Here is a 21,832-nt window from a genome sequence, read left to right as displayed (position 1 = left end):
GGTAGATAAATATGGTGTTTTTAAAAAGATTAGAAGCTTATGGGTTTAAATCTTTTGCCAAGCCAACAAAAATAGTTTTTGAACATGGTATTATTGGTGTTGTTGGCCCTAATGGTTCTGGTAAATCCAATATTAATGATGCTATTCGCTGAGTGTTGGGCGAACAATCAATTAAATCATTACGGGGTGATAATATTCAAGATATTATTTTTCAAGGTAGTAGTGAATATCCACAGTTAAATATGGCGGAAGTTAAATTAATTTTTAATAATAAAAAACGCATTTTTCCCATTGACTTTGATGAGGTAGAAATAACTAGAAGAGTTTATCGTGATAATAATGAAAATGAATATTCAATTAATAAAAGTCGTAGCAGATTAAAAGATGTTCAAGAATTAATATTGGGTACTGGTTTAAGTAAAGAGTCATTAGCTATTATTAATCAAGGTAATGTAGTCAATTTTTCACAATTTAAACCAGAAGAAAGAAGATTATTATTTGAAGAAGTAGCTAATGTTTCTAAGTATAAAAAACGCAAATTAGAGTCAATTCGGAAGTTAGAAAAAACTGAAGAAAATTTAGTCCGCATTAACGACATTATTATTGAGATGGAAAGAAATATTAATTATTTGCGTCGTCAAGCTAAAAAAGCACAAGATTATGTTACTAAAAAAGAACAATTAACAACTATTGAAGTGGCTATTTTAGTAAAAGATATTACTAGTCAGTATGAAGGGTTTCGTGATTTACAATTAGAAATTAAAAGATATACTTCTCAAACCGAAGATTTGAGTGTTCAAATTACTAATTATGATAATAAAATTAATTTGTTGCAAGAAAATATTTTCACTATTGATAATAAAATGCAAGAGTTAGGACAACAATTAGATGATCATCTTAACCAATTAGAACTATTACAAAATGAAAAAATCTCACAACAAAATGAAAAAAGAGTTAATGATAATAATCAAGTTCAAGATTTAGGACAAGATGCTAATAATATTAATCAAGAAATTTTACAACAAACTAAATTAATTACTGAACAACAAAATATGATTGATGATTTTCAAAAACAAAGAATTTTATTAAATGAAGATTTAGAGATTGCCATTAAAAAGTATAATCTCTTAAATAAGGAAATTTATGAATTAAAAAGTAAACAGGATTATTTAATTGATTTGCAAAATAATAATACTTATTATTATCAGGGTGTTAAAACAATTTTAAATAATAAACTTCATTTAACAGGAGTTATTGATACTATTGACCGGTTAATTAATGTTCCTAGTATTTATCAATTGGCTATTCAAGAAGCTTTATCTAGTAGTATGCAACATATTGTTGTTGAAAAGGATAGTGATGCTATTCGTGCAATTCAATTTTTAAAAGCTAATGAAAGTGGAATTGCAACATTTTTACCATTGAATAGTTTGCGGATTCAAATGATTAATAATGATGATTTATCATTATTAAAAACTCAAAAAGGTTTTATTGGTGTTGCTTATGAATTATTAACTACTAATGTTAAGTTTGAACCAGTAATGCGTTTTTTATTAGGAAGAATAATTATTGTTGAAAATTTAGCACAAGCAAATGAAATAGCACATTTAACATATCGGAAGTATAATATTATTACCTTACAAGGCGATGTTATTCGTCCTGGAGGCAGTATTAGTGGTGGTCACAAAAAAGTTAAGCAATTTTTATTTAATAATGAAGAGCAAGTTAATAGTTTAAAAACTAAAATTAGTGAATTAGAACAATTAGCTCAAACTTATTATCAAAAATGACAAAATATTAAAGAGAAACTAATAACATTAAATAATGAATTAGAACAAAAACAATTGCATTTAGGTAAGTTTCAACAAAGTAAACAAAGTAATGAACAAAAACAAAGAACAATACAACAAGAATATCAATATTTAACAAAGAAAAAAATGCAAGTTAGTAATGATTTCAATCAATCACTTGATGAACGACTAATGTTAGAAAATAAAATTAGTAATTTAAAGTTAGAAAAATTAAAAATTACTGAACAACAACAAATACAAAGAACTTTACGAGAAACTTATAGTAATCAACTATATTCATTAACTTTAGAAATAAAAAAAACTCGTGATGAATATAAAAATCAAGAGAAATTATTACAAGAATATAACTATCAAAAATTAGCAATTGATAATTGTTTACAACAAAATTTAGAAAGATTAGCCCAAGAATATCGTTTAACTTATGAATATGGTTATGAAAAGTATGGTCAAGATCTGATTGGTGATATTAAAAAAGTTCGTGAGCAAATTATTTTATTACGCCAAGAATTACAAGATTTAGGGTCAGTAAATATTGATGCTATTTCTGAATATGAAACAATTAATGAACGATATCAATTTTTAAAAACACAAGAACAAGAATTAAATAATGGTAAAAAACAATTACTTAATGCTATTAAAGATATGGATGAAATTATGATAACTCGTTTTGATACGACCATTAAAGATATTAATAAGGTTTTGCCAGAAACTTTTAAAGTTCTTTTTGTTGGCGGCACTGCTAGTTTAGCATACACTGATCCTAATAATATTTTAGAAACCGGAATTGATATTTTAGTAAATTTACCAGGAAAAACTATTACTAACTTGAATTTATTATCTGGTGGTGAGAAATCACTAGTAGCCTTAGCAGTACTTTTTGCAATTTTAAAGGCACGCCCTTTACCAATTGTTATTCTTGATGAAGTAGAAGCACCATTAGATGTTGCTAATGTTGAAAGATTTGCTAAGTATTTAAAGTCTTTTGCTACCGAAACACAATTTATTGTTATTACACATCGCCCAGGAACAATGGAAAACTGTGATACATTGTATGGCACAACAATGCAAAGCAAAGGCGTTACTAAAATGGTTGCTATTAGATTAGAACAAGCAAAAAATTTAATTACTTCTGCTAATTAATTTATCATGTATTAATTAATATGATAAGTGTAAAATATTAATTATTTAATCCAATGGAGGTTATTAAAATGTTAAGAACTAAATTTACTATTGAAATTGAACGCTTGAAAAATAATATTATTGAATTATTTAATTTAATAATGAAACGACATAAAGAAGTTATTAAGGCCCTAGAAGAAGAAGGTAATTAGTATTAGTAAATGCAAAATAATCATTGCGAATGATAATAATATTAACAAATTTTATGCTGAAATTTTAGATAGTGCCATTTGAAGAATTGCTAAGCAACAACCAGTTGCCAGCGATTTGCGCCATATTATTGGTTATATGTCAATTGTCAAAGAATTAGAAAGAATTTCTGATTATGCTCGTAATAACATTGCTAATTTTTATTTAAAAGCTAAAACACCAGTTAAATATAGTAAGTATAAGTATGTTGGTCAATTATCTAAAAAAGTTTTAAAAATTATGCAGTTTATTATTAAAATTCTTGTTGATGAAACGCGATGAGGTAAGAAAATTATTCAAACTATTGTTAGTTTAGATCATATTGTTGATAATGAATATAATGAATATAATGATGATATTAATAGGGATTGCACAATTAACCGTGTCTCTAAGTAATTAACTTAAATTCACTCTGTCCTCAAATTTTATCATTAAATGTGAAATTGCACTACCCCAATTTTGAATTGGCATCGTTCATTTCTTAACCATATTTTGAAATGCTAAATAAAATATTTTAAAAACTGATAAATCATTAGGAAAAATCTTTTTATTTTTAACGACTTTTCTTGGTTGACTATTAACAGACTCTATTGTATTAGTTGTATAAATAATTCTTCTAAATTCTTGAGGATATTCAAGAAAAATTATTAAATTATTTCAGTTATTTTTTCATGATTTAACAATTTGGGGGTATTTTTTATCTCACTTTTCAGCAAAATTGTCTAAAGCAACTAACGCTATTTCTTCATTAATTGCTGTATAAATTGATTTTAAATCATTAGCTACAATACAAGTTTGCGATCTTTGTAAGGAATAAATTTTAAACTATTACGAATTTGATGAACAATGCATAATTGGTGCTGTGTTTTTGGAAAAACAGCTTCTATTGCATCAGACATTCTTGTTAAATTATCACTACAAGCAACAAGAATATCTTGTAATCCGCGATTTTTCATTTCCGTAAGATTATTAAGTCAAAATTTGGCTCCCTCATTCTCGCTAATTCACATTCCTAAAATATCTTTTAAGCCATTTATATTAATTCCTAAGGCAAGATAAACTGCTTTATTTATTATTCGTTTATCTTGCTTTACTTTAACAACAATACAATCAAAATAAACAATCGGATAAACCTTCTCTAAAGGTTTAGCTTGTCACATTTTAACTTCTTCAATAATATCATCAGTTATTTGACTAATTAAACTTTCTGAAACTTCTGCTCCGTGATAGAATTATTGCAATTGTGCTTTGATATCAGAAATTGTCATTCCTCTTGCATATAAAGAAATTACTTTTTGATCAAAGTTATCAAATTTTCTTTGTCTTTTTGGAATAATTACTGGTTCAAAAGTACTATTTCGATCTCTTGGTACATCAATTACGATTGAACCATTTTTAGTAATAATGGTTTTTTGTGTTTTGCCATTTCTTTTGTTATAGTTATCATCTGTTTCAAGATGATCTTTAATTTCTGCATTTAACATTCTTTCAGTTAATTTTTTGATAAATTCCTGAAAAATATTATTACTTTTAAATAAATCTTGTGGATTATCAATATTTTCTAAAAAATAATCAACAACTTTAGCAATTGCATCAGGTTCTTTTTTTATTTTTTTTGTCATTTTCTGTTCTCCTTCGTTTAAGTATAATTTAGAATGAATTATCGAGACACGGAATTTTGGACAGCCCCGAACTATATATATATTTGTTGAAGAACAAAATAACCCCCTTCCTATTATTTCTTGTAAATCTTAGTTATTATTGCTAGTTGCGAAGTCACCAATAGTATTAATATTAATATTTTTTAATTTTTCAGTTGTTTTTTGCCGATACCAGATATTTCTTTAATATCTAATGGTCATAGTTCAGTTTTGATATTATGAGGTTTAAAAATAAATATTTCTAATGGTTTATTAACTTTTGATGCCATTTTAGCTAAAAATTTGTTATAAGAAATTTCAATACTACAAGGTAAATTTAATGAATTTAAAATATTGTTTTGGATTGCTTTAGCGCATTCAAATGTATTTATTATATTGAAGATAAATATTAGTTGCGTCTAAACAGTATTCATCAATAGAAGTTATTTCTACTTTATTGGTAAAATTATTTACTAATAAATTGAAAATTTTATGTGAATACTCAATATCAATATAAAGTTTACGGTTGTTGTTAATACAAATTAATGTCGGACATCGGACATAACGCTTTTGCTTGATATAAAGGCTGGCGGGGCGGTTTTTTAATATTATATTTTCTCCGCCGGCTTCATAGTTAGTTAGCTGAAGCGACAATTGCTCTTCTGGATTGAGTACTTAACAACAATAGGTTTGTAAGCAATACTTGGATCAACAACTTTATGACAACTAGCAAAAAAAGCATTCATATCAATATAAAATATTACTTTCATCTTTTAACTTATCCTTTTTAGTTAATATAGAATCTATTTGGTGGTATTTTTAAGGTCATTAAAAGCATTATCTACTAATTTTATAACATTAATTTGTTTGCTTTTTAAAAGCTTATTGAAAGATAAATAAGCTAAATATTCAATATTTCCTTTCTTGTGGCCAACGATTGGACTATAAATTAAACCTTGTAAAGAAAAACCATATTCTTTAAAAAAAGCAATTAAATTGTTTAATACTTGATAATGTACTATGGGATCTTTAACAACGCCCCCCTTTTCAATTTGCGTTCTGCTACTTTCGAATTGTGGTTTAATTAAACAAACTAATTGACCTTGAGGCATTAAAATTTCTGTTAAAACCGGAATAATTTTTGTTAATGAAATAAAGGCGACATCAATAGCACAAAAACTAATATTATTTTTAAACATTTCTTTCTTGGCATAACGAAAATTAGTGTTTTCCATAACAATTATTTTGGGGTGAGTTCGTAGTTTTCAAGCTAATTGATTAGTACCGACATCTAAACTATAAACCAATTTTGCTTTATTTTGTAACATACAATCAGTAAAACCACCAGTAGAAGAACCGATATCTAAACATACAAGATTTTTTAAATTAATATTAAATTCTTGAAGAGCTTTATTTAATTTATATCCACCACGAGAAACAAATTGATTATCTTGTTTTTTTATTCTAATAATACTGTTAAGAGCAACCAAAGTTCCTGACTTAATAATTAATTCATCATTTACAAGTACTTGATGATTAATAATGGCACTTTGAGCTTCAGTTCGGGAATAAAATAATTCTTTTTGAACTAATAATACATCTAATCGGATTTTTTCCATTGTTGCTCTTTTTTCTTATGATAAATTTTTCATTTTGTTTATTGATTTATTATTGAGAATTATAAATTCATTAAGTTCTAAAGGATATATTGTGGCAATGGCATTAATATATTTTTCCATAATATTAAGTTTTATAATTAAAAGGTTTTGTGTTGGCAATTGGTCTAATAATGAAGGAATTTTAGCTTTTCGGGCTAAGGTTTCACGATGTAATAAAAAATATAATGCTAAATAAAAACCAAAATTATAATAAGTTTTGTTATTTTTTTTGTGATTAAAAATTGCTATTGATTCAAATGAATTACCAATCAGATGGGCAAGAAGATAAAATTTTTCATTTCTTACTACCCCTAAACCTTTTAACTCATCAATATTTTTAATTTTACTATTATAAATATCTTGTAGTTGTAATTCAATTGGTGATTTAATCGCAGAACTAATTGCTAAGTTTTGAAAAAATTCATTAATTACTTTCAGATTTTTAATTTTTTTAATTTCTAAGTCAAAAAGATAAATTTGACTACAAACCACAGCTTTGCAAGAAATTAAATGACGAATAAATAACTTCGGACTTAATTTTTCATTAACAATTAATAATCCTAATGTTTGCATAAAAATACTATGTTTAGTAACAACATTTAAAATATATAAACCATCTTGGATAACTTCTGGATTATTTGTTTGTTTTATGGTTTTAGTTAATGTTTTTTTTGCTAATCTAATAGATTTCTTCAGTAATTCATTTCCCATAGTTGTCATCCTTGTTAGTCAATTTTCTCATTATTAGCATTATTAGCAATACTTTGCAAAATGCCATTAATATATTTATATTCAGTATTGAAAAAATACTTTTTAGTAATAAGAACTGCTTCATTAATAATAATTCCTGAATTTTCCTTTAAAATAAGTAGTTCATAAGTTGCTCATAATAAAATCCCTTGCTCTAAATTAGATAATTTAGAAAAATGTCACCCTACTTTTAAGTATTTATTAATAATTTTAATTATAATCTTTCGTTGTTCAAAAAGATTGACTAAATTATTAACAATTTTCGAATTAAAATCTTCTTCGTTTTCTTTAATTTTTTTAATAATTGTTTCTAAGTCATAATTTAATAATTGTTGTTGATAGACAAAAAAAATTATGTTTTTTCTTATATTGTGCTGTGAGTTTTTTTTCATATCTTTACCACCATTATTGTTAATTTTAGCATAAAAGAAAGCATATTTTTTATTAAATAGAAAATATGCTTAATTCAAATATTTTATTATTCTTTAATATGTTTTTCATTAATATAGTTTTCATATTCATCATCTGTTAATACCTTATCAAAATTACCAACAATGGTATTTGCTTGTAATGATTGAATAACAATTCTAACAAAATCTTTAAAATCAAAAATTTTCGGGGCTGTCCAATTAACTGTGTTTCTAAGTAATTAACTTAAATTCACTCTGTCTTCAAATTTTACTTCTAAAAAATAATAAGCAACTTTATCAAAGTTTATCAGGGTTTATCAGGGTTTTTTTCTTTTTTTAAAATACCTAAGAAAACTAAATGCAACCAAATCAAAAAAATTTTTCCCATATCACGAAGTTTAATTTTAATTAATTCATCAAGTAATTCCGTTCTTGCTGTTTGATCTAAATTAGCTGCTGGTTCATCTAAAATTAATATTTTATAATTAGAAATAAGAGCTTGTGCTAATAACAACTTTTTTTCATTCCGGAAGAAAAACTATTAGTATTTTTTCGTTGAAACTTTTATAAATTTAATTGTTCTAATGATGCTTTAGCTTCCTTTTTACTTTTTTTTCAATCGTTTCCTCGTAAAAAACTCATTCAAGTTAAACATTTATATGTTGATAAGTGCGTTGGAAAACGAGCATTTTCAGGAATATATCCCAAAACTTCTTTAGCTGCCTTACAGTGCAGCATCTTATCTTTGCCATCAATTTGTATTTCACCACTATTAGGAATAATTGAACTGATTAAACATTTAATTGTTGTTGTTTTTCCACTACCATTAGGTCCAATAAAACCACGAATTTCACCACTATTTACTTTAATAGTAATGTTATTAATATCAACTTGTTTTTTAAACTTTTTGGTTAATCCACTAATAGAAATTTCATAATTATTATTTTCCATTAATTTACTCCTTGTATATTTTATGATTAATGATGAATAATGATGACTAGCTTATTTTCGTTTCATTGCTAATGCTTTAGCAAAAGAATAACTTTGTAAACCATTTCCACTTAATCCAATACAAATCCCAGTATTACCAGCAATTAATTGCTTAATAGCTTCAGTTCCTAAAATTGTTCCTAAATAGCGATCCATTGCTGTTGGCATACCACCTCTTTGAATATGTCCTAAGACTGTTGCTCGCGTAACATAACCACTAACTTTTTCAACTTCTTTAGCCAATTGATGAACATCATAAAGTTTTTCCGTTACAACAATAATTACCGAACGATATTTTTGCTCATAGCATTTTTTAGTTTGTTGAATAATTTCTTCTTCTGTTAATTTATTTTCTGATGTACTAATAATTTCCACACCACAACCAGTTCCCGCAAGCATCGCAATATCTCCACAATAACGACCCATAACTTCAATAATTCCACAACGATTATGAGATTCATTAGTATCACGAACACGATCAATCGCTTCAATAACTGTATTTAATGCGGTATCAAAACCAATAGTAAAATCACTTGATACAATATCATTATCTATTGTTCCTGGCAAACCAATGCAATTTAATCCCATTACTGCTAATTTATTAGCACCTTGATAACTACCATCACCACCAATAACAATTAAATTATTAATTTCTAATTGTTTTAAATTATTAATCGCTCGTTGCCTTACTTCTTCCTTTGTAAATTCAGGATAACGAGTGGTACCAATCGCTGTTCCCCCATTATTAATAATTTTTCTTGCAAAATCTTCATTAGTTTCTTCAATTCAACCTTGTGTTAAACCTTCATAACCATCCCTAACAATGTAAGGCAAGATATTATTTGCTATTGATCTTTTAATTATTTGTGCCACCGCATTATTCATTCCTGGAGCATCGCCTCCAGAAGTTAATATCGCAACTTTTTTCATTAATTTTTCCATTTTTAATTTATCCTTTCTAAATAATTGATATTTTAATCATAACAAAAATATGTTCTCCATAATATACTAATTTATTAAAGGATGCATAAAATTTTATTAGGTGGGCAAATATTTGAATAAGTATTGAGACAGTCAGTAATGATTGTCTTTTTATTTTATAAGGTGTTAAAATTTTGTTCTTTGAAAATTAAATATAAGTGAATTAATAATGTTGGTATGTATTAAAGCACGATAAGTTATGGGTGGTCGCCATAACCAAAAGAAGTTTACCAGTTAATAGATAACGCCCTATTAGCTATAGCAATTTGTTTCATTTTGCAATAAAAAAATGAATAGATGGGTTTCCTAAAAATATACACGCTATTAAATTAGTTCCAAAGGTAGGGCGCGAATATTAAAGTGTAAAAATTTCTATATGGGGGTATGTTAAGTTTAAAATTATTAAAATCTTTATCTAATTAAAAAACAAAATTTACTAACAAAGTTTTTTAAACACTTAAATCTGCGATATATAAGTGTTTAAAAAACTAAGTTAGTTAACTTAGTTAACTAACTTAGTTTATCTATAAGAAAGGTAATTTACTATGAAAAACATTGACATTGGATAGGTTACAATAAGTTGGACCATATTTATGTGGACTTTCAAATAAAATAAAATTATTAAGAAAGTAGGAATATAAAAATGGGCAAAAATTCATATACAGATGAATTTAAAAAACAAATTGTCATGCTTTACCAAAACGGGAAAAGCATTATTGAAATTATTAATTAATATGGTATTTCAAAATCTGCTATTTATAATTGAATAAAATCATTCAATAATTCTGATTATTTTAAAGCAAAAGATAATCGAAGTAATGAAGAAAATAAATTAATTTACTTACGAAAAGAATTAAAACAATTACGAATTAAAAACGATATTTTAAAGCAAGCGGCACTGATAATGGCCAAAAAATAACAATAATTAATAACAACAATAACAAATATTCAGTGAGGAAAATATGTAAGATTTTGGGTTTATCAAAATCAACGTATTATTATTATCAACCTAATAAATGCACTAACAAGCAAGTTAATAATTATGAACAAGAAATTGTCAATACATTTAATAAAAGTCGCAAAATTTATGGGGCCCGTAAAATTAAAGCTGTTTTAATAAGAAAAGATATCATCTTATCGCGGCGAAAAATCAGATGCATTATGATCAAAAATAATTTGGTTTCTAGATACTCTAGATACACCAAATTAAAATATCGTAATCATAAAACAACAACTAATAATGCCCAAATTAGTAATGTTTTAAATCGTGAATTTAATGACAAAAAACTTAATGAAGTTGTTGTTAGTGATTTAACATATGTGCAAGTTAAGTTGGAGGAAAATGACATTATATTTGTTTATTAATTGACTTGTTTAATCGCGAAGTAATCGTCTATAATATAATGCCGGGCCAAACAAAACCGCTGAACTAGTTCAACAAGCTTTTCATAAAATAACACGACTATTAAAGCAAATAACTTTATTTCATACCGATCGTGGTAATTAGTTCAAAAATAAAATCATTGATGAAGCTTTAATAACCTTTAATATTAAAAGATCATTAAGCAATAAAGATAAAGGTTGTCTTTATGATAATGCTGTGGCTGAAACAACTTACAAAACTTTTAAAACGGAATTTATTAAGGGTAAAAAATTTGAAAATTTAACACAATTAAAATACGAACTATTTGATTTTGTTAATTGATACAACAATATTCGGATTCACGACAGCTTAAATTATTTAACACCCGTTGAATTTAGAAAATGGCAGTCTACATAAAAAGTGTCCTAAAAAGGGTTGCCATTCCAATTTTTCAGAAAAATAAAATAAAAAGTATCCACAAATTACTAAATCATGAAAAAATAACTGAAATAATTTAATAATTTTTCTTGAATATCCCCAGGAATTTAGAAAGATTATTTACACAACTAATGCGATTGAATCTGTTAATAGTCAATTAAGAAAAGTCGTTAAAAATAAAAAGATTTTTCCTAATGATTCATCAGTTTTTAAAATATTTTATTTAGCATTTCAAAATATGGTTAAGAAATGAGAGATTCCAGTTCAAAATTGGGGTAGTGCAATTTCACATTTAATGATAAAATTTGAAGACAAATTGAATTTAAGTTAATTACTTAGAAACACAGTTAATTGTACAGCCCTCTTTTTTACTAGAAGAAGTTAATGATGTGGAATGTAAATTATGCTTTCTTAAGTCATAATAACGGTCATCTTGAATTCATTCCACATTAACATCACCTAAAAAATCACTAACACTTTCTAATAAACGACCATAACGAACTTTACTAATCTCAAAATTTTCAATCGTATTATTTTTAGTTAAAATATGAACTTTACTATTATTAGAAATTACAAACGATATAATTACATAGGGAATAATAGTTTTAGTTATTTTAAAAGAACGAACCCCTTTCGCTGGACGATGTAGTAAAGGAATATTGTTAATTTTAATTTTTTTAACCCCCGCTGTAGTAAAAGAAACATAACTATCATGCTCATCATTAACAACATTTAATGATACAACTTTATCATCATCTTTTAAATTAATCGCTTTAACACCTTTAGATCTGGGACTAATAATCGCAATATCATTTTCATCATATCTAACAACAAAACCTTTTTTAGTTGTTAAAATAACTTGTTTTTTACCATTACTTAAATCAAAACCAACAATCTCATCATTGGGTTGTAAATTAATCGCTTTTAAAGCTTTAGATATTCTTGTTGCTGTAAAATGACTAATAACAGTTCTTTTAATAAATCCTAACTTAGTTGCTAAAATAACAAATTGGTCTTGAATATCAAAATCATTAATTAATATCACGCCAAGAACTCTTTCGTCACCAGTCATTATTGAAAAGTTATTAACATGGTGTCCGATATCCTTTCAACGACTTTCTTTTACTTTATGTAAAGGAACAATACAATAATTACCTTGACTAGTAAATAGTAACAAAGTACTTAATGAAGTAGTTGATAATGAAGCAACATTAATATCTAAAGGTTTTCGTCCATAATCTTTCATATCTTGTTTAGCAACTACTTTTTCATTAATAACTTTAATATAACCATCACGAGATATCGTAACAAAAATATTTTCTTCATTAATTATTTCTGTTTTTTCAATAATAATTTCTTCCACCATATTCTCAATAACTGTTTTTCGCGGCGAATTAAATTCTTGTGAAATAGTTTGTAATTTTTTAATAATCAAAGCTTTTTGTTTTTCTTTTTTCTTAACAATTTCTTGTCAAGTTCTAATTTCTTTCTGTAAAGATTTTTCTTCTTCTTTTAAAGCATTAACATCAGTTGATGTTAACCGATACAATCGCAACGAAACAATAGCTTCTGATTGTAATTCTGTAAAATGATAAGTTTTAATTAAATTTTTCTTAGCATTAGCCTTATCAGTTGATTTACGAATCGTAGCAATAACTTTATCCAAAATTGTTGTAACTTTAATTAAACCACTAACGATTTCTAAACGAACAATCGCTTTTTCTAAGTCGTATTTAGTTCTTTTTTGAACAATATCAAATTGATGTTTTAAATAAGCATCTAATAAGTTTAATATTCCCGCACAAATTGGTTTGTTATCTTCAAGAACAACCATATTAAGATTGTAAGATATTTGTAAATTACTATGTTTTAATAAATATTTACGAATTGTCTCGGCATCAGCATCCTGTTGTAAATTAATTTCAATATGAACTCCTGACATATCACTTAAATCAATAATATCCTTAATACCACTAAGTTTTTGTTCTTCTTTAATATCCGCAATTCGCGTTACTAAATCACTTTTAACAACTTCATAAGGCAACTCTTTAATAACTCATTTTTGATGACGCGATGTTTCTTGTAATTCCATTTTACTACGAATAATAATTTTACCACGACCAGTTTTATAAGCATTTAATATTCCATCCTTTCCTTGAATAATGCCGCCCGTAGGTAAATCAGGCCCTTTAATAATTTTTGTAATTTCTTTTAATGAACATTCAGGATTATTAAGACGATGAACTAAGGCAACAATTAATTCCGATAAGTTATGAGGCGGAATATTCGTTGCATAACCAGCAGCAATACCCATACAACCATTTAAAAGCAAATTAGGAAAATACGCCGGCAATACTGTCGGTTCAGTTTCAGAATCATCAAAGTTAGGGGCTCAACCAACAGTTTTTTTATCTAAGTCTTGTAATAAATACTTAGAAATTGCATTTAAACGCGTTTCGGTATATCGCATTGCCGCTGCTGAATCACCATCAATGGAACCAAAATTGCCATGACCATCAATTAGTGGTACTCTTAACTTTCAAGGTTGTGCCATTCGCACCATTGCTTCATAAATTGGAACATCACCATGAGGATGATATTTACCAATTACTTCACCAACAACCCGAACTGATTTTTTGTGAGGCCGATCAAAAAATAACCCTAAATTATTCATTGCGTATAAAATTCTTCTTTGCACCGGTTTTAAACCATCACGAACATCAGGCAACGCTCGTTCTTGAATAATATATTTCGCATATAAACCAAACCGTTCAGCAACAATTTCATCTAATTCGTGAACCACACTATTTCTGTTACTTCTCATTTCATCCCCCCCTTATATGTTATGAAGCAATAACAAAGTTATCTTCTAATGTAAAATTAATGTTAGCTTCAATTCATTTTTTGCGTTTATCACTATCATCGCCCATTAAAGTAATAATCTTTTTTTCAGCTTTATGACGATCACCAATAGTAACTTGCACTAGTTGTCTAGTTTCTGGATTCATTGTTGTTGTTCATAATTGATCGGCATTCATTTCTCCAAGTCCTTTATAGCGCTGAATTTCACTTTTAGTTTGTTTTTCCAATTGCTTATATAAATCTTTTTGACTTCAAGCATAACTAATTTCACTAGCTTTTTTGTTACTAATTTTATATAACGGCGGTAATGCTAAATAAATCTTTTGCGCAGCCATTAAAGGCTTCATATAACGATAAAAGAAAGTTAATAATAAAATTTGGATATGTGCCCCATCAACATCAGCATCCGTCATAATAATAATTTTATCATAATTAACATCATCTAAATCAAAATGCTCACCAATGCCGCCACCAATAGCATTAGTAATCATATTAATTTCAGGATTTTTTAATAATGTTGCTAAATTAGATTTTTCAGCATTAATTATCTTTCCCTTTAAAGATAAAATGGCTTGAAAACTTCGCGCTCGCCCCATTTTAGCAGTGCCGCCAGCAGAATCGCCCTCAACAAGAAATAATTCATTTTTATTAGGATTTCGGTTTTGCGCTGGTGCTAACTTGCCAATTAACATTCGGTCTTTTAAACCTTTTGATTGTCGTTGTCCTCTTGCCTGTTCGCGAGCTTTTCTTGTAGCTTCTCTTACTTCTCTAGTCTTAATAATTTTTGTTAAAATTTCATAAGCAACAGTCTTATTTTCTTGTAATCAAAAAGAAAATTGTTTAGTGACAACACTATCAACAATATTTTTAATTTCATTAGTTCCTAATTTACTTTTAGTTTGTCCTTCATATTGAATCATATTTTCAGGAATCCGTACCGAAATAACTGCTGTTAATCCTTCACGAACATCACTACCTTCAAAGTTTTTTTCTTTTTCTTTTAAGATATTTTCTGTTCTAGCATAATCATTAATAACTTTCGTTATGGCAGTACGAAAACCAACAACATGTGTTCCTCCATCAATAGTTTTAACATTATTAGCAAAACTAATAATATTTTCACTATAAGCATTAATATATTGCACCCCAACTTCTAATTGAACATTATCCATTTCACCTTTTAAAAGCATAATTGGACTAATAGTTTTTTCATCAGCAATTAAATATTTAACAAATTCCTCTAAACCATTAGTAAAACAAAATTGTTCTTCTTTTTTACTATGTTCATCAACAACAATAATTTTTAAACCACTAATTAATAATGCTGACTCGCGAGCTCGCTCACAAATCATTGAATATGAAAACTTAAAATTATTAAATATCGTACTATCGGGGCGAAAATGAACTACAGTACCAGTTTTTACTGTTTTACCAATTAATTTTAAATGTCGTGTTAAATGACCTCCATTTTTAAAACCAATTTCGTAAATTTTTTTATCACGATAAATTGTTATATAACAAAATTCACTTAACGCATTAACAACCGATGCCCCCACACCGTGTAAACCACCTGATGTTTTATAACTATTACCATCAAATTTACCACCAGAATGTAACATTGTAAAAATAACTTCTGGTGTTGATTTCCCTTTTTTATGCATTCCAGTAGGAATCCCCCGACCATTGTCTTCAACAATAATTGAATCATCTTTTTTAATAGTAATCTTAATTTCATTACAATATCCAGCTAATGCTTCATCAATCGAATTATCAAAAATTTCTCATACGAGATGATGCCACCCTTTCCTATCTTTTGACCCAATGTACATCGACGGTCGTTTACGAACACCATCTAATCCCTCAAGAATTTGAATTGAAGATTCATCATAGTTATTTAGCATTTTAATTCACCCCTTTATTGTTGTTAATTATTATTTACTATTATACTTATTAATAAAATTTAAAATATCTTGATATACTTGTTCTTTATCAATTTTATTTAAAATTTCATAACGCATTTCTGAATATAATAAAATGCTTGTTTTTTTAAAACCATATTGACGATATTTTCTTGCAGTTTTTTAACATCTTTACCAAAATTACTAACTGGATCACTCATTCCGCCAATAAAAAATATTGGTAAAGTTTTCCAGGTTTTAATAATATTTTTCTTTTTCATAATATATAATAAACCTGTAAACATATCTTTAAAATCACTAGCAATAAATATTTGTCCCGCTAAGGGATCATTTCTAAATTTTTCTTGAATATTTTTATCACGAGTTAGTCAAGCTAAATTATTATCTTTTTCTTTAATTTTCTTACTAAATTTTTTATAAATTAAATTATTAATAAAATCACTAGGAGCATGTAATGGTTGTCGCTTTTGTAAATATTTAGCAATAAATTTACCAATTCATAATTGCGTTTTTGATTTTCAAGTTGTTGCACAAATAACTAATGATTAAATAGTATAATAGTATAATATTGCATAATGTTTCGCTAAAAATGAACCCATTGATTGCCCGCTCTAACATTGTAATTCCTAATTTAGGATAATTATGAAAAATATAATCATTCACTACTTTTAAATCTAATACCAGCTTATCTCAACCATTCTTAACACTAAAAAAACCTAAGTGGTCTTTATCAGTAACCGTTTTTCTGTGTCCCCGAAGATCATTTCATTACCAATAACGATTCAACCATTAGCATTTAAATATTTAGCAAATTCATTATAACGAAAAGTATATTCACTAGATCCATGAATTAATTGCATGACCCTTTTAGACTTACTAACTTAATCTCATATATATAAATGAAGTTTACTATTATCAAACGATAAAATTTTTAATTCTTGCATTTTTTCATCTTCCTTTTCTAATAATTACTATTTTAAGTACAAAAATTAATTTCTGTAATGTTACCTTTAATATCTGATGACTAAAACTATTATAAGAATTATGTCACATACGGTAATTATATTATAAATTAAACAATAAATTTTAAATTAAACAATAATATAATAAAATTACCTTATATAATAATAATATAATATTAAAATTATAATATTAAAATTATAATATTAAAATTATAATATTAGAAAAGAGATGATTATATGAGTACTGCATCAATCATTATGACAACCTTAGGATGTGTTATTGGTTATTTAGTTGGTTCACTATCACCGGCAATTCTTATTAGTAAATATTATTTTAAAACCGATGTCCGTGACCATTATTCTAAAAATGCCGGAGCCACTAATGTTGCCAGAATTATGGGGACCAAATTTGGTTTAGTTATTCTTATTTTAGATGGTTTAAAAATTGGTCTTGTTTTAGCAATTGTAAAATTACTATCACTAATTAATTCACCAACCTTTACTCTTATTGAAACCTCAGTTTATATTAGTGCTGTTTTTGCTGTTTTCGGACATTGCTTACCAATTTATCATAAATTTAAAGGTGGTAAAGGTGTTGGACCCTTTTTAGGCTTTACACTTTTTCTTAATCCGATTTATTTTATTATTGCAACTATTGTATGATGAATAATATTTCTAACTATTCGCATTGTTTCTATTGCTTCATTAATATGTGCCATATCTATTTTTTGTTGCTCTTGAATTACGCAAATAAACAATTTGCCTGTAAATATGTGAATTAATCACCCCGAGTTATTTTTTTTTATTTATTTCCTAATTATTGAACCCAATTAATTGTTGGTTTGATCGTTTTAATTGTTATTTTACAACACCATCAAAATATTTATCGAATTTTTTCTGGACAAGAAAAACAATTTAGTAATAAAAAATAACACAAAAAATGCTCTGCTAAAATTTATTAGCAGAGCATTTTTCTATTTTTTAAAATTAGAACATAAAGTTCTTGAGCTCATAAAATATTCGATTGGTGGGAATTTTCCAAAAACTAAGAAAAAGACTTAAATAAAATTCGGTCTTTTTTAATTAATTTGTAGAAACCTATCCACTCTTTAATAAGAAAAAATTTATTACAAAACCTATTTTTAAACTGCTATATTTCTAAAAATATTCTTAAAACTAATTGTTATTTAATGTGCTGTTATAAATTTTACTTTTTTTATATCCTTCTCTATTAACTATACTTTTTTCTAATAACAAGACTGTTATTTAATTAAATTTCATTACGAATTTCTAGTGAAAGATACTTTTAGAAACATATTTTTAATTAAAGAAAAAAAGATCTAGATAATATCTAGACCCCCGGAAACTTTATACGACTTATAAAGGAAAGTACATTTATGAGAATATTTTAATTTAAATAAAAAATGGGGCGACTGATGGGAATTGAACCCACGAATGTTGGTTCCACAAACCAATGCGATAACCGCTACGCCACAGCCGCCATATATAATTATTTTTACTAATCGATAAAATTATATACCTATTTTAAAAGAATGCAAACTTATTCATAAAAAAGGTTGCGTTTAGTTTTCTTGGGTATTGTCTTGAAGAAGCAAAACAATCAGCTAATATATATTATTTAATTACTAAACTAACCCCGCCGTTCTTATTATTGTCATTTTTATCCACCATCATTTTATCATATTATTGAATTTTTACACAATAAAAAATTTTAAATGGACGCTTTTAGTTTTCTTAGGTATTTTTAGAGAAAGAAAAAATAATCATTTACTATAAATTATTTCAACATGCAAATTAAGCATATATTTCTTATGTGTGATTTCTGTTGTAAAAACTTATTTTAATGTTTTTTTATAAGCGTTTTGCTTAGTTTTTATAACCTTTTATTGAGATTTTGTTTGTTAGTATTAAATATTTTGTTTTGTTACTTATTTTTTAAATAAAATGATAATTAAATTGTGATTGTTTTTCTTTCAAAACTATTTAAATCTTTACCTGCCTAACAAAACTTTATGCGTCCAAATATGAAATTTTTGTTGTCAACAGAGCAGTAATAATATATAATGATTTTGTTATTTAAGACACCATGTGCGCCCATAGCTCAATTGGACAGAGTGCTTGACTACGGATCAAGAGGTTGCGGGTTCAACTCCTGTTGGGCGCACCATTTTATTTTAATACGGGAAGTAGCTTAGCTTGGTAGAGCGCTCGGTTTGGGACCGAGAGGTCGTAGGTTCGAATCCTATCTTCCCGACCATATTTGGGCGAGATAGCTCAGTTGGTTAGAGTGTTCGGTTCATACCCGAAAGGTCGAGAGTTCAAGTCTCTCTCTCGCTACCATAGTTAGTTATGTTTACTATTGAAAACAACTTTATTTTCTAAATAAAGTTGTTTTTTTAGTGTTTCTTTTCTTTTGGTTCTAAACTTTCCATATATTCAACAAAGTTTTGTACTTCTTCATAAATTTTTTCATAAGCTTGTTCTTCGGAATAATATTCATTAATGTATTCTAGTAAGTGTTCGAGAGTATATTGAAGTTCTTCATTATCAATTTCTAATTCTCAAAAGGCAATTAAATTGTTAGGAAGATAAATGCTATCATATTTGATAATGATTCTTTGTAATACTTCTCTAATAACATCAAAGCATCGCTGTAAGGGATTATCTTTTAAAAAGTATTTATAATATACAGGATATAATAAGTAATCAAAAAGATAATATTTATTTAAAGGAATATTAAAGTGACTATTGGCAATATGATTATTTTTAACTGACATTCGGTAGTATAGTCATTTAACTAGTCGTAAAGTTTGTAAATAATAAGTATTAGTGATTTTATTTTTTTCTTGAATATTTGTTGCTTCAATTTGTGGGAAACGAGTATAAAAATCACGACTTCTTAGGCGATAAAAAACACCTTCTAAGTATGTCTTTTTACTGCGAAGTGAATAATTATTAAAATGAAAATAACGAAATGTTGGAACTAATCTGAGATGAAAACCAGAGAAAATTTGTTTAAATAAAATAAATCCTAAATCAAAGTAGAAATCATTTTTGTCTATTAAATCTCATTCTTGAGTAATGAAGTGTTTAATTGCTTTACTAAAAAGAAAGTATTTAGCATCCTTTCAACGTGGAAAATCTTGTTTAAATTGACTTATTTGTCGTTTTGTAAAGCGATAACCACTAGATGGCATTTCTCAATGGTATCACTCATAACACATTAATAGGACATTAGAAGTGGTTATTGTTTTATGAGTAATATAAAATGTAATTTCATTTTTAACATCAATTATTGTATTTCAAGAACATTCTTCATCTAATAAAATTTCAATACAATCTTTTTCATTATTAAACTGAAAATTTTTAAAAATTTTTTTTAGTTGTTGATAAATTTCAAGAATTGCATTCATTTTTTGAGATGAATTACTATATATTTTAAGTTGTTCTTTAGTCATAATTTTCCATCTCTCATTTAATATATTTAATCTTATTATCTATTAATGGCAGTAAAAATAAAAGTAAAAGTTTTAGTTATTTTTCTAATTGTTGATAAGATATTTTGTAAATAGTAAAGCAGATAAATATTTTTTATTGTATAATTATTTTAAATTCAAGATGGTTTTTTAGGAAAGGATATATTTATATGAATAAAGAAAAAGATGATGAAAAAGATAATTCTTCTAAAAAATTTAAAGGTGGTTTTTTTAAAGTAGTTGCTTTTTACTATAAAAGTTATTTAAGGCAATGTTGTACCATAATATAATGCTTTTTACAGCCTTAGGGTCGGGTCCATTTGTGTCATTATCACCCCAAAAATAACGCAAAAATTAGTTAGTCTTGATGTTTTAGAAGAGCCTTATGCAATGTTAATTAGTTATGTAATTATTATCATTAGTCTTTATATTGCTTCAGGAATTTTTAATTTCTTTCAAAATTTTCTAGGAGGCATTGTTGCTAAAAAAATTGAAATTTATATTCGTAATAAAGTATTAAATAATTTAGTTGATTTAGATATGCAATTTTATGCGAATAAAAAAACTGATGAAATTTTAACTAAAGTTATTGCTGATACTGTTACTATTAGTAACCAAGCACAACAAATACCAATTATTTTTCTTTTAGCAATTTTTACTTTTATTGGAGCAATTGTAATTTTTTTAATTATTATTGTTAAATTAACTATTGTTGCTTTAATTGTGGCATTAACAATTTTAGTTGTATTATTTTATTATATTAGTGGTAGGGCGCATAAAGTTTTGTTAGGTAGGTAAAGAAAGATTTAAATAATTTTGAAAGAAAAACAATCACAATTTAATTATCATTTTATTTAAAAAATAAGTAATAAAACAAAATATTTAATATCAACAAACAAAATCTCAATAAAAGGTTATAAAAACTAAGCAAAATACTTATAAAAAAAATTAAAATAATTTTTTACAACAAAAATCATACATAAAAAATATATACTTAATTTGAATATTAAAATAATTTATAGTAAATGATTATTTTTTGTTTTTTAAAAAATACCTAAGAAAACTAAACGCGGCCATTAGTTCGTACTTTTAATAACTTAGCTAATGCGCATCAACATCTTCAATTAGAATTAATGAATTATTAAATGAAAAACCACAAATTAATCGTAATTTAGAGCAACCA

Annotated in this window: 17 protein-coding genes, 4 tRNA genes and 4 pseudogenes; 10 read left to right on the top strand and 15 right to left on the bottom strand. The window is 26.3% G+C overall.

Features of this window, described 5'->3' with window-relative positions:
• Positions 1-14: 14 nt before the first annotated feature.
• The 3 genes from AACK93_RS06055 to AACK93_RS06045 all read left to right on the top strand — a co-directional run bounded on the left by AACK93_RS06055 (position 15) and on the right by AACK93_RS06045 (position 3,575).
• The gene (locus AACK93_RS06055) at positions 15-2,951 is read left to right on the top strand and encodes an AAA family ATPase (RefSeq protein ID WP_339024147.1); all 2,937 of its coding nucleotides are present in this window, start codon (positions 15-17) and stop codon (positions 2,949-2,951) included.
• Between the two features lie 68 nt (positions 2,952-3,019).
• Positions 3,020-3,142 carry a hypothetical protein gene (locus AACK93_RS06050; RefSeq protein WP_339024146.1) on the top strand — a complete coding sequence of 41 codons (123 nt, stop codon included), beginning with the start codon at positions 3,020-3,022 and terminating at the stop codon, positions 3,140-3,142.
• A complete protein-coding gene (locus AACK93_RS06045) occupies positions 3,138-3,575 on the top strand; it encodes a phosphate signaling complex PhoU family protein (RefSeq protein WP_339025461.1) in 438 nt (145 codons plus the stop codon). The genes AACK93_RS06050 and AACK93_RS06045 overlap by 5 nt, the downstream gene beginning before the upstream one ends.
• On the opposite strand, the pseudogene AACK93_RS06040 reads toward AACK93_RS06045, so the two are convergent.
• The 10 genes and pseudogenes from AACK93_RS06040 to pfkA all read right to left on the bottom strand — a co-directional run bounded on the left by AACK93_RS06040 (position 3,576) and on the right by pfkA (position 9,569).
• A pseudogene (locus AACK93_RS06040) lies at positions 3,576-4,801 on the bottom strand (IS256 family transposase).
• Positions 4,802-4,983: 182 nt separating this feature from the next.
• Entirely contained in the window at positions 4,984-5,109 is a 126-nt protein-coding gene (locus tag AACK93_RS06035) for a hypothetical protein (RefSeq protein ID WP_339024145.1), read from the bottom strand.
• Positions 5,110-5,211 (bottom strand): annotated as a pseudogene (locus AACK93_RS08195) (hypothetical protein); the annotation flags it as partial.
• Complete coding sequence (locus AACK93_RS08190; RefSeq protein WP_422398172.1) at positions 5,189-5,473, bottom strand: hypothetical protein; 285 nt, start codon at positions 5,471-5,473, stop codon at positions 5,189-5,191. The gene AACK93_RS08190 and the pseudogene AACK93_RS08195, both read right to left, overlap by 23 nt.
• A 149-nt stretch (positions 5,474-5,622) precedes the next feature.
• Entirely contained in the window at positions 5,623-6,438 is an 816-nt protein-coding gene (locus tag AACK93_RS06030; protein ID WP_339024144.1) for a TlyA family RNA methyltransferase, read from the bottom strand.
• Positions 6,439-6,453: 15 nt separating this feature from the next.
• A complete protein-coding gene (locus AACK93_RS06025; protein WP_339024143.1) occupies positions 6,454-7,188 on the bottom strand; it encodes a hypothetical protein in 735 nt (244 codons plus the stop codon).
• 14 nt (positions 7,189-7,202) lie between these two features.
• Entirely contained in the window at positions 7,203-7,619 is a 417-nt protein-coding gene (locus AACK93_RS06020) for a transcription antitermination factor NusB (protein WP_339024142.1), read from the bottom strand.
• Positions 7,620-7,941: 322 nt separating this feature from the next.
• Entirely contained in the window at positions 7,942-8,151 is a 210-nt protein-coding gene (locus tag AACK93_RS06015; RefSeq protein WP_339024141.1) for a hypothetical protein, read from the bottom strand.
• Between the two features lie 50 nt (positions 8,152-8,201).
• The gene (locus AACK93_RS06010) at positions 8,202-8,588 is read right to left on the bottom strand and encodes an ATP-binding cassette domain-containing protein (protein ID WP_339024140.1); all 387 of its coding nucleotides are present in this window, start codon (positions 8,586-8,588) and stop codon (positions 8,202-8,204) included.
• Positions 8,589-8,639: 51 nt separating this feature from the next.
• Entirely contained in the window at positions 8,640-9,569 is a 930-nt protein-coding gene (pfkA, locus tag AACK93_RS06005) for a 6-phosphofructokinase (protein ID WP_339024139.1), read from the bottom strand.
• 682 nt (positions 9,570-10,251) lie between these two features.
• Here pfkA and AACK93_RS06000 point away from each other — a divergent pair.
• Both AACK93_RS06000 and AACK93_RS08185 read left to right on the top strand, forming a co-directional pair.
• Positions 10,252-11,388: pseudogene (locus AACK93_RS06000) on the top strand (IS3 family transposase).
• A gap of 46 nt (positions 11,389-11,434) precedes the next feature.
• Positions 11,435-11,740 (top strand): annotated as a pseudogene (locus AACK93_RS08185) (transposase); the annotation flags it as partial.
• Here AACK93_RS08185 and parC read toward each other — a convergent pair.
• The 3 genes from parC to AACK93_RS05985 all read right to left on the bottom strand — a co-directional run bounded on the left by parC (position 11,741) and on the right by AACK93_RS05985 (position 16,450).
• The gene (gene parC / locus AACK93_RS05995; RefSeq protein ID WP_339024138.1) at positions 11,741-14,233 is read right to left on the bottom strand and encodes a DNA topoisomerase IV subunit A; all 2,493 of its coding nucleotides are present in this window, start codon (positions 14,231-14,233) and stop codon (positions 11,741-11,743) included.
• 19 nt (positions 14,234-14,252) lie between these two features.
• A complete protein-coding gene (gene parE / locus AACK93_RS05990; protein WP_339024137.1) occupies positions 14,253-16,172 on the bottom strand; it encodes a DNA topoisomerase IV subunit B in 1,920 nt (639 codons plus the stop codon).
• Positions 16,173-16,270: 98 nt separating this feature from the next.
• The gene (locus AACK93_RS05985; RefSeq protein ID WP_339024136.1) at positions 16,271-16,450 is read right to left on the bottom strand and encodes a hypothetical protein; all 180 of its coding nucleotides are present in this window, start codon (positions 16,448-16,450) and stop codon (positions 16,271-16,273) included.
• A 939-nt stretch (positions 16,451-17,389) separates the two neighbouring features.
• On the opposite strand from AACK93_RS05985, the gene AACK93_RS05980 reads away from it, so the two are divergent.
• Positions 17,390-17,986, top strand: coding sequence for a glycerol-3-phosphate acyltransferase (locus AACK93_RS05980; protein WP_339024135.1), 597 nt, complete (start codon positions 17,390-17,392; stop codon positions 17,984-17,986).
• A 591-nt stretch (positions 17,987-18,577) separates the two neighbouring features.
• Here the strand turns inward: AACK93_RS05980 and AACK93_RS05975 are convergent.
• Positions 18,578-18,653: transfer RNA gene (locus tag AACK93_RS05975), tRNA-His, on the bottom strand.
• A gap of 610 nt (positions 18,654-19,263) precedes the next feature.
• Between AACK93_RS05975 and AACK93_RS05970 the strand changes: the two genes are divergently transcribed.
• From AACK93_RS05970 to AACK93_RS05960, 3 genes are all read left to right on the top strand, one after another.
• Positions 19,264-19,340, top strand: a tRNA-Arg gene (locus AACK93_RS05970).
• A gap of 13 nt (positions 19,341-19,353) precedes the next feature.
• Positions 19,354-19,430, top strand: a tRNA-Pro gene (locus AACK93_RS05965).
• Positions 19,431-19,436: 6 nt separating this feature from the next.
• Positions 19,437-19,513 (top strand) — tRNA-Met (locus tag AACK93_RS05960).
• A gap of 56 nt (positions 19,514-19,569) precedes the next feature.
• On the opposite strand, the gene AACK93_RS05955 is transcribed toward AACK93_RS05960, so the two are convergent.
• Positions 19,570-20,631 carry a hypothetical protein gene (locus AACK93_RS05955; protein WP_339024134.1) on the bottom strand — a complete coding sequence of 354 codons (1,062 nt, stop codon included), beginning with the start codon at positions 20,629-20,631 and terminating at the stop codon, positions 19,570-19,572.
• Positions 20,632-21,039: 408 nt separating this feature from the next.
• Here AACK93_RS05955 and AACK93_RS05950 point away from each other — a divergent pair, with 408 nt between their 5' ends.
• Complete coding sequence (locus AACK93_RS05950) at positions 21,040-21,447, top strand: ABC transporter transmembrane domain-containing protein (protein ID WP_339024133.1); 408 nt, start codon at positions 21,040-21,042, stop codon at positions 21,445-21,447.
• The last annotated feature ends 385 nt before the right edge of the window (positions 21,448-21,832 follow it).

The organism is Spiroplasma endosymbiont of Agriotes lineatus (assembly GCF_964019485.1).
In the GTDB taxonomy this organism is placed as follows: domain Bacteria; phylum Bacillota_I; class Bacilli_A; order Mycoplasmatales; family Nriv7; genus Nriv7.
The sequence above is the reverse complement of the archived record's forward strand: the minus strand, read 5'-3'. Positions and strand labels throughout refer to the sequence as shown.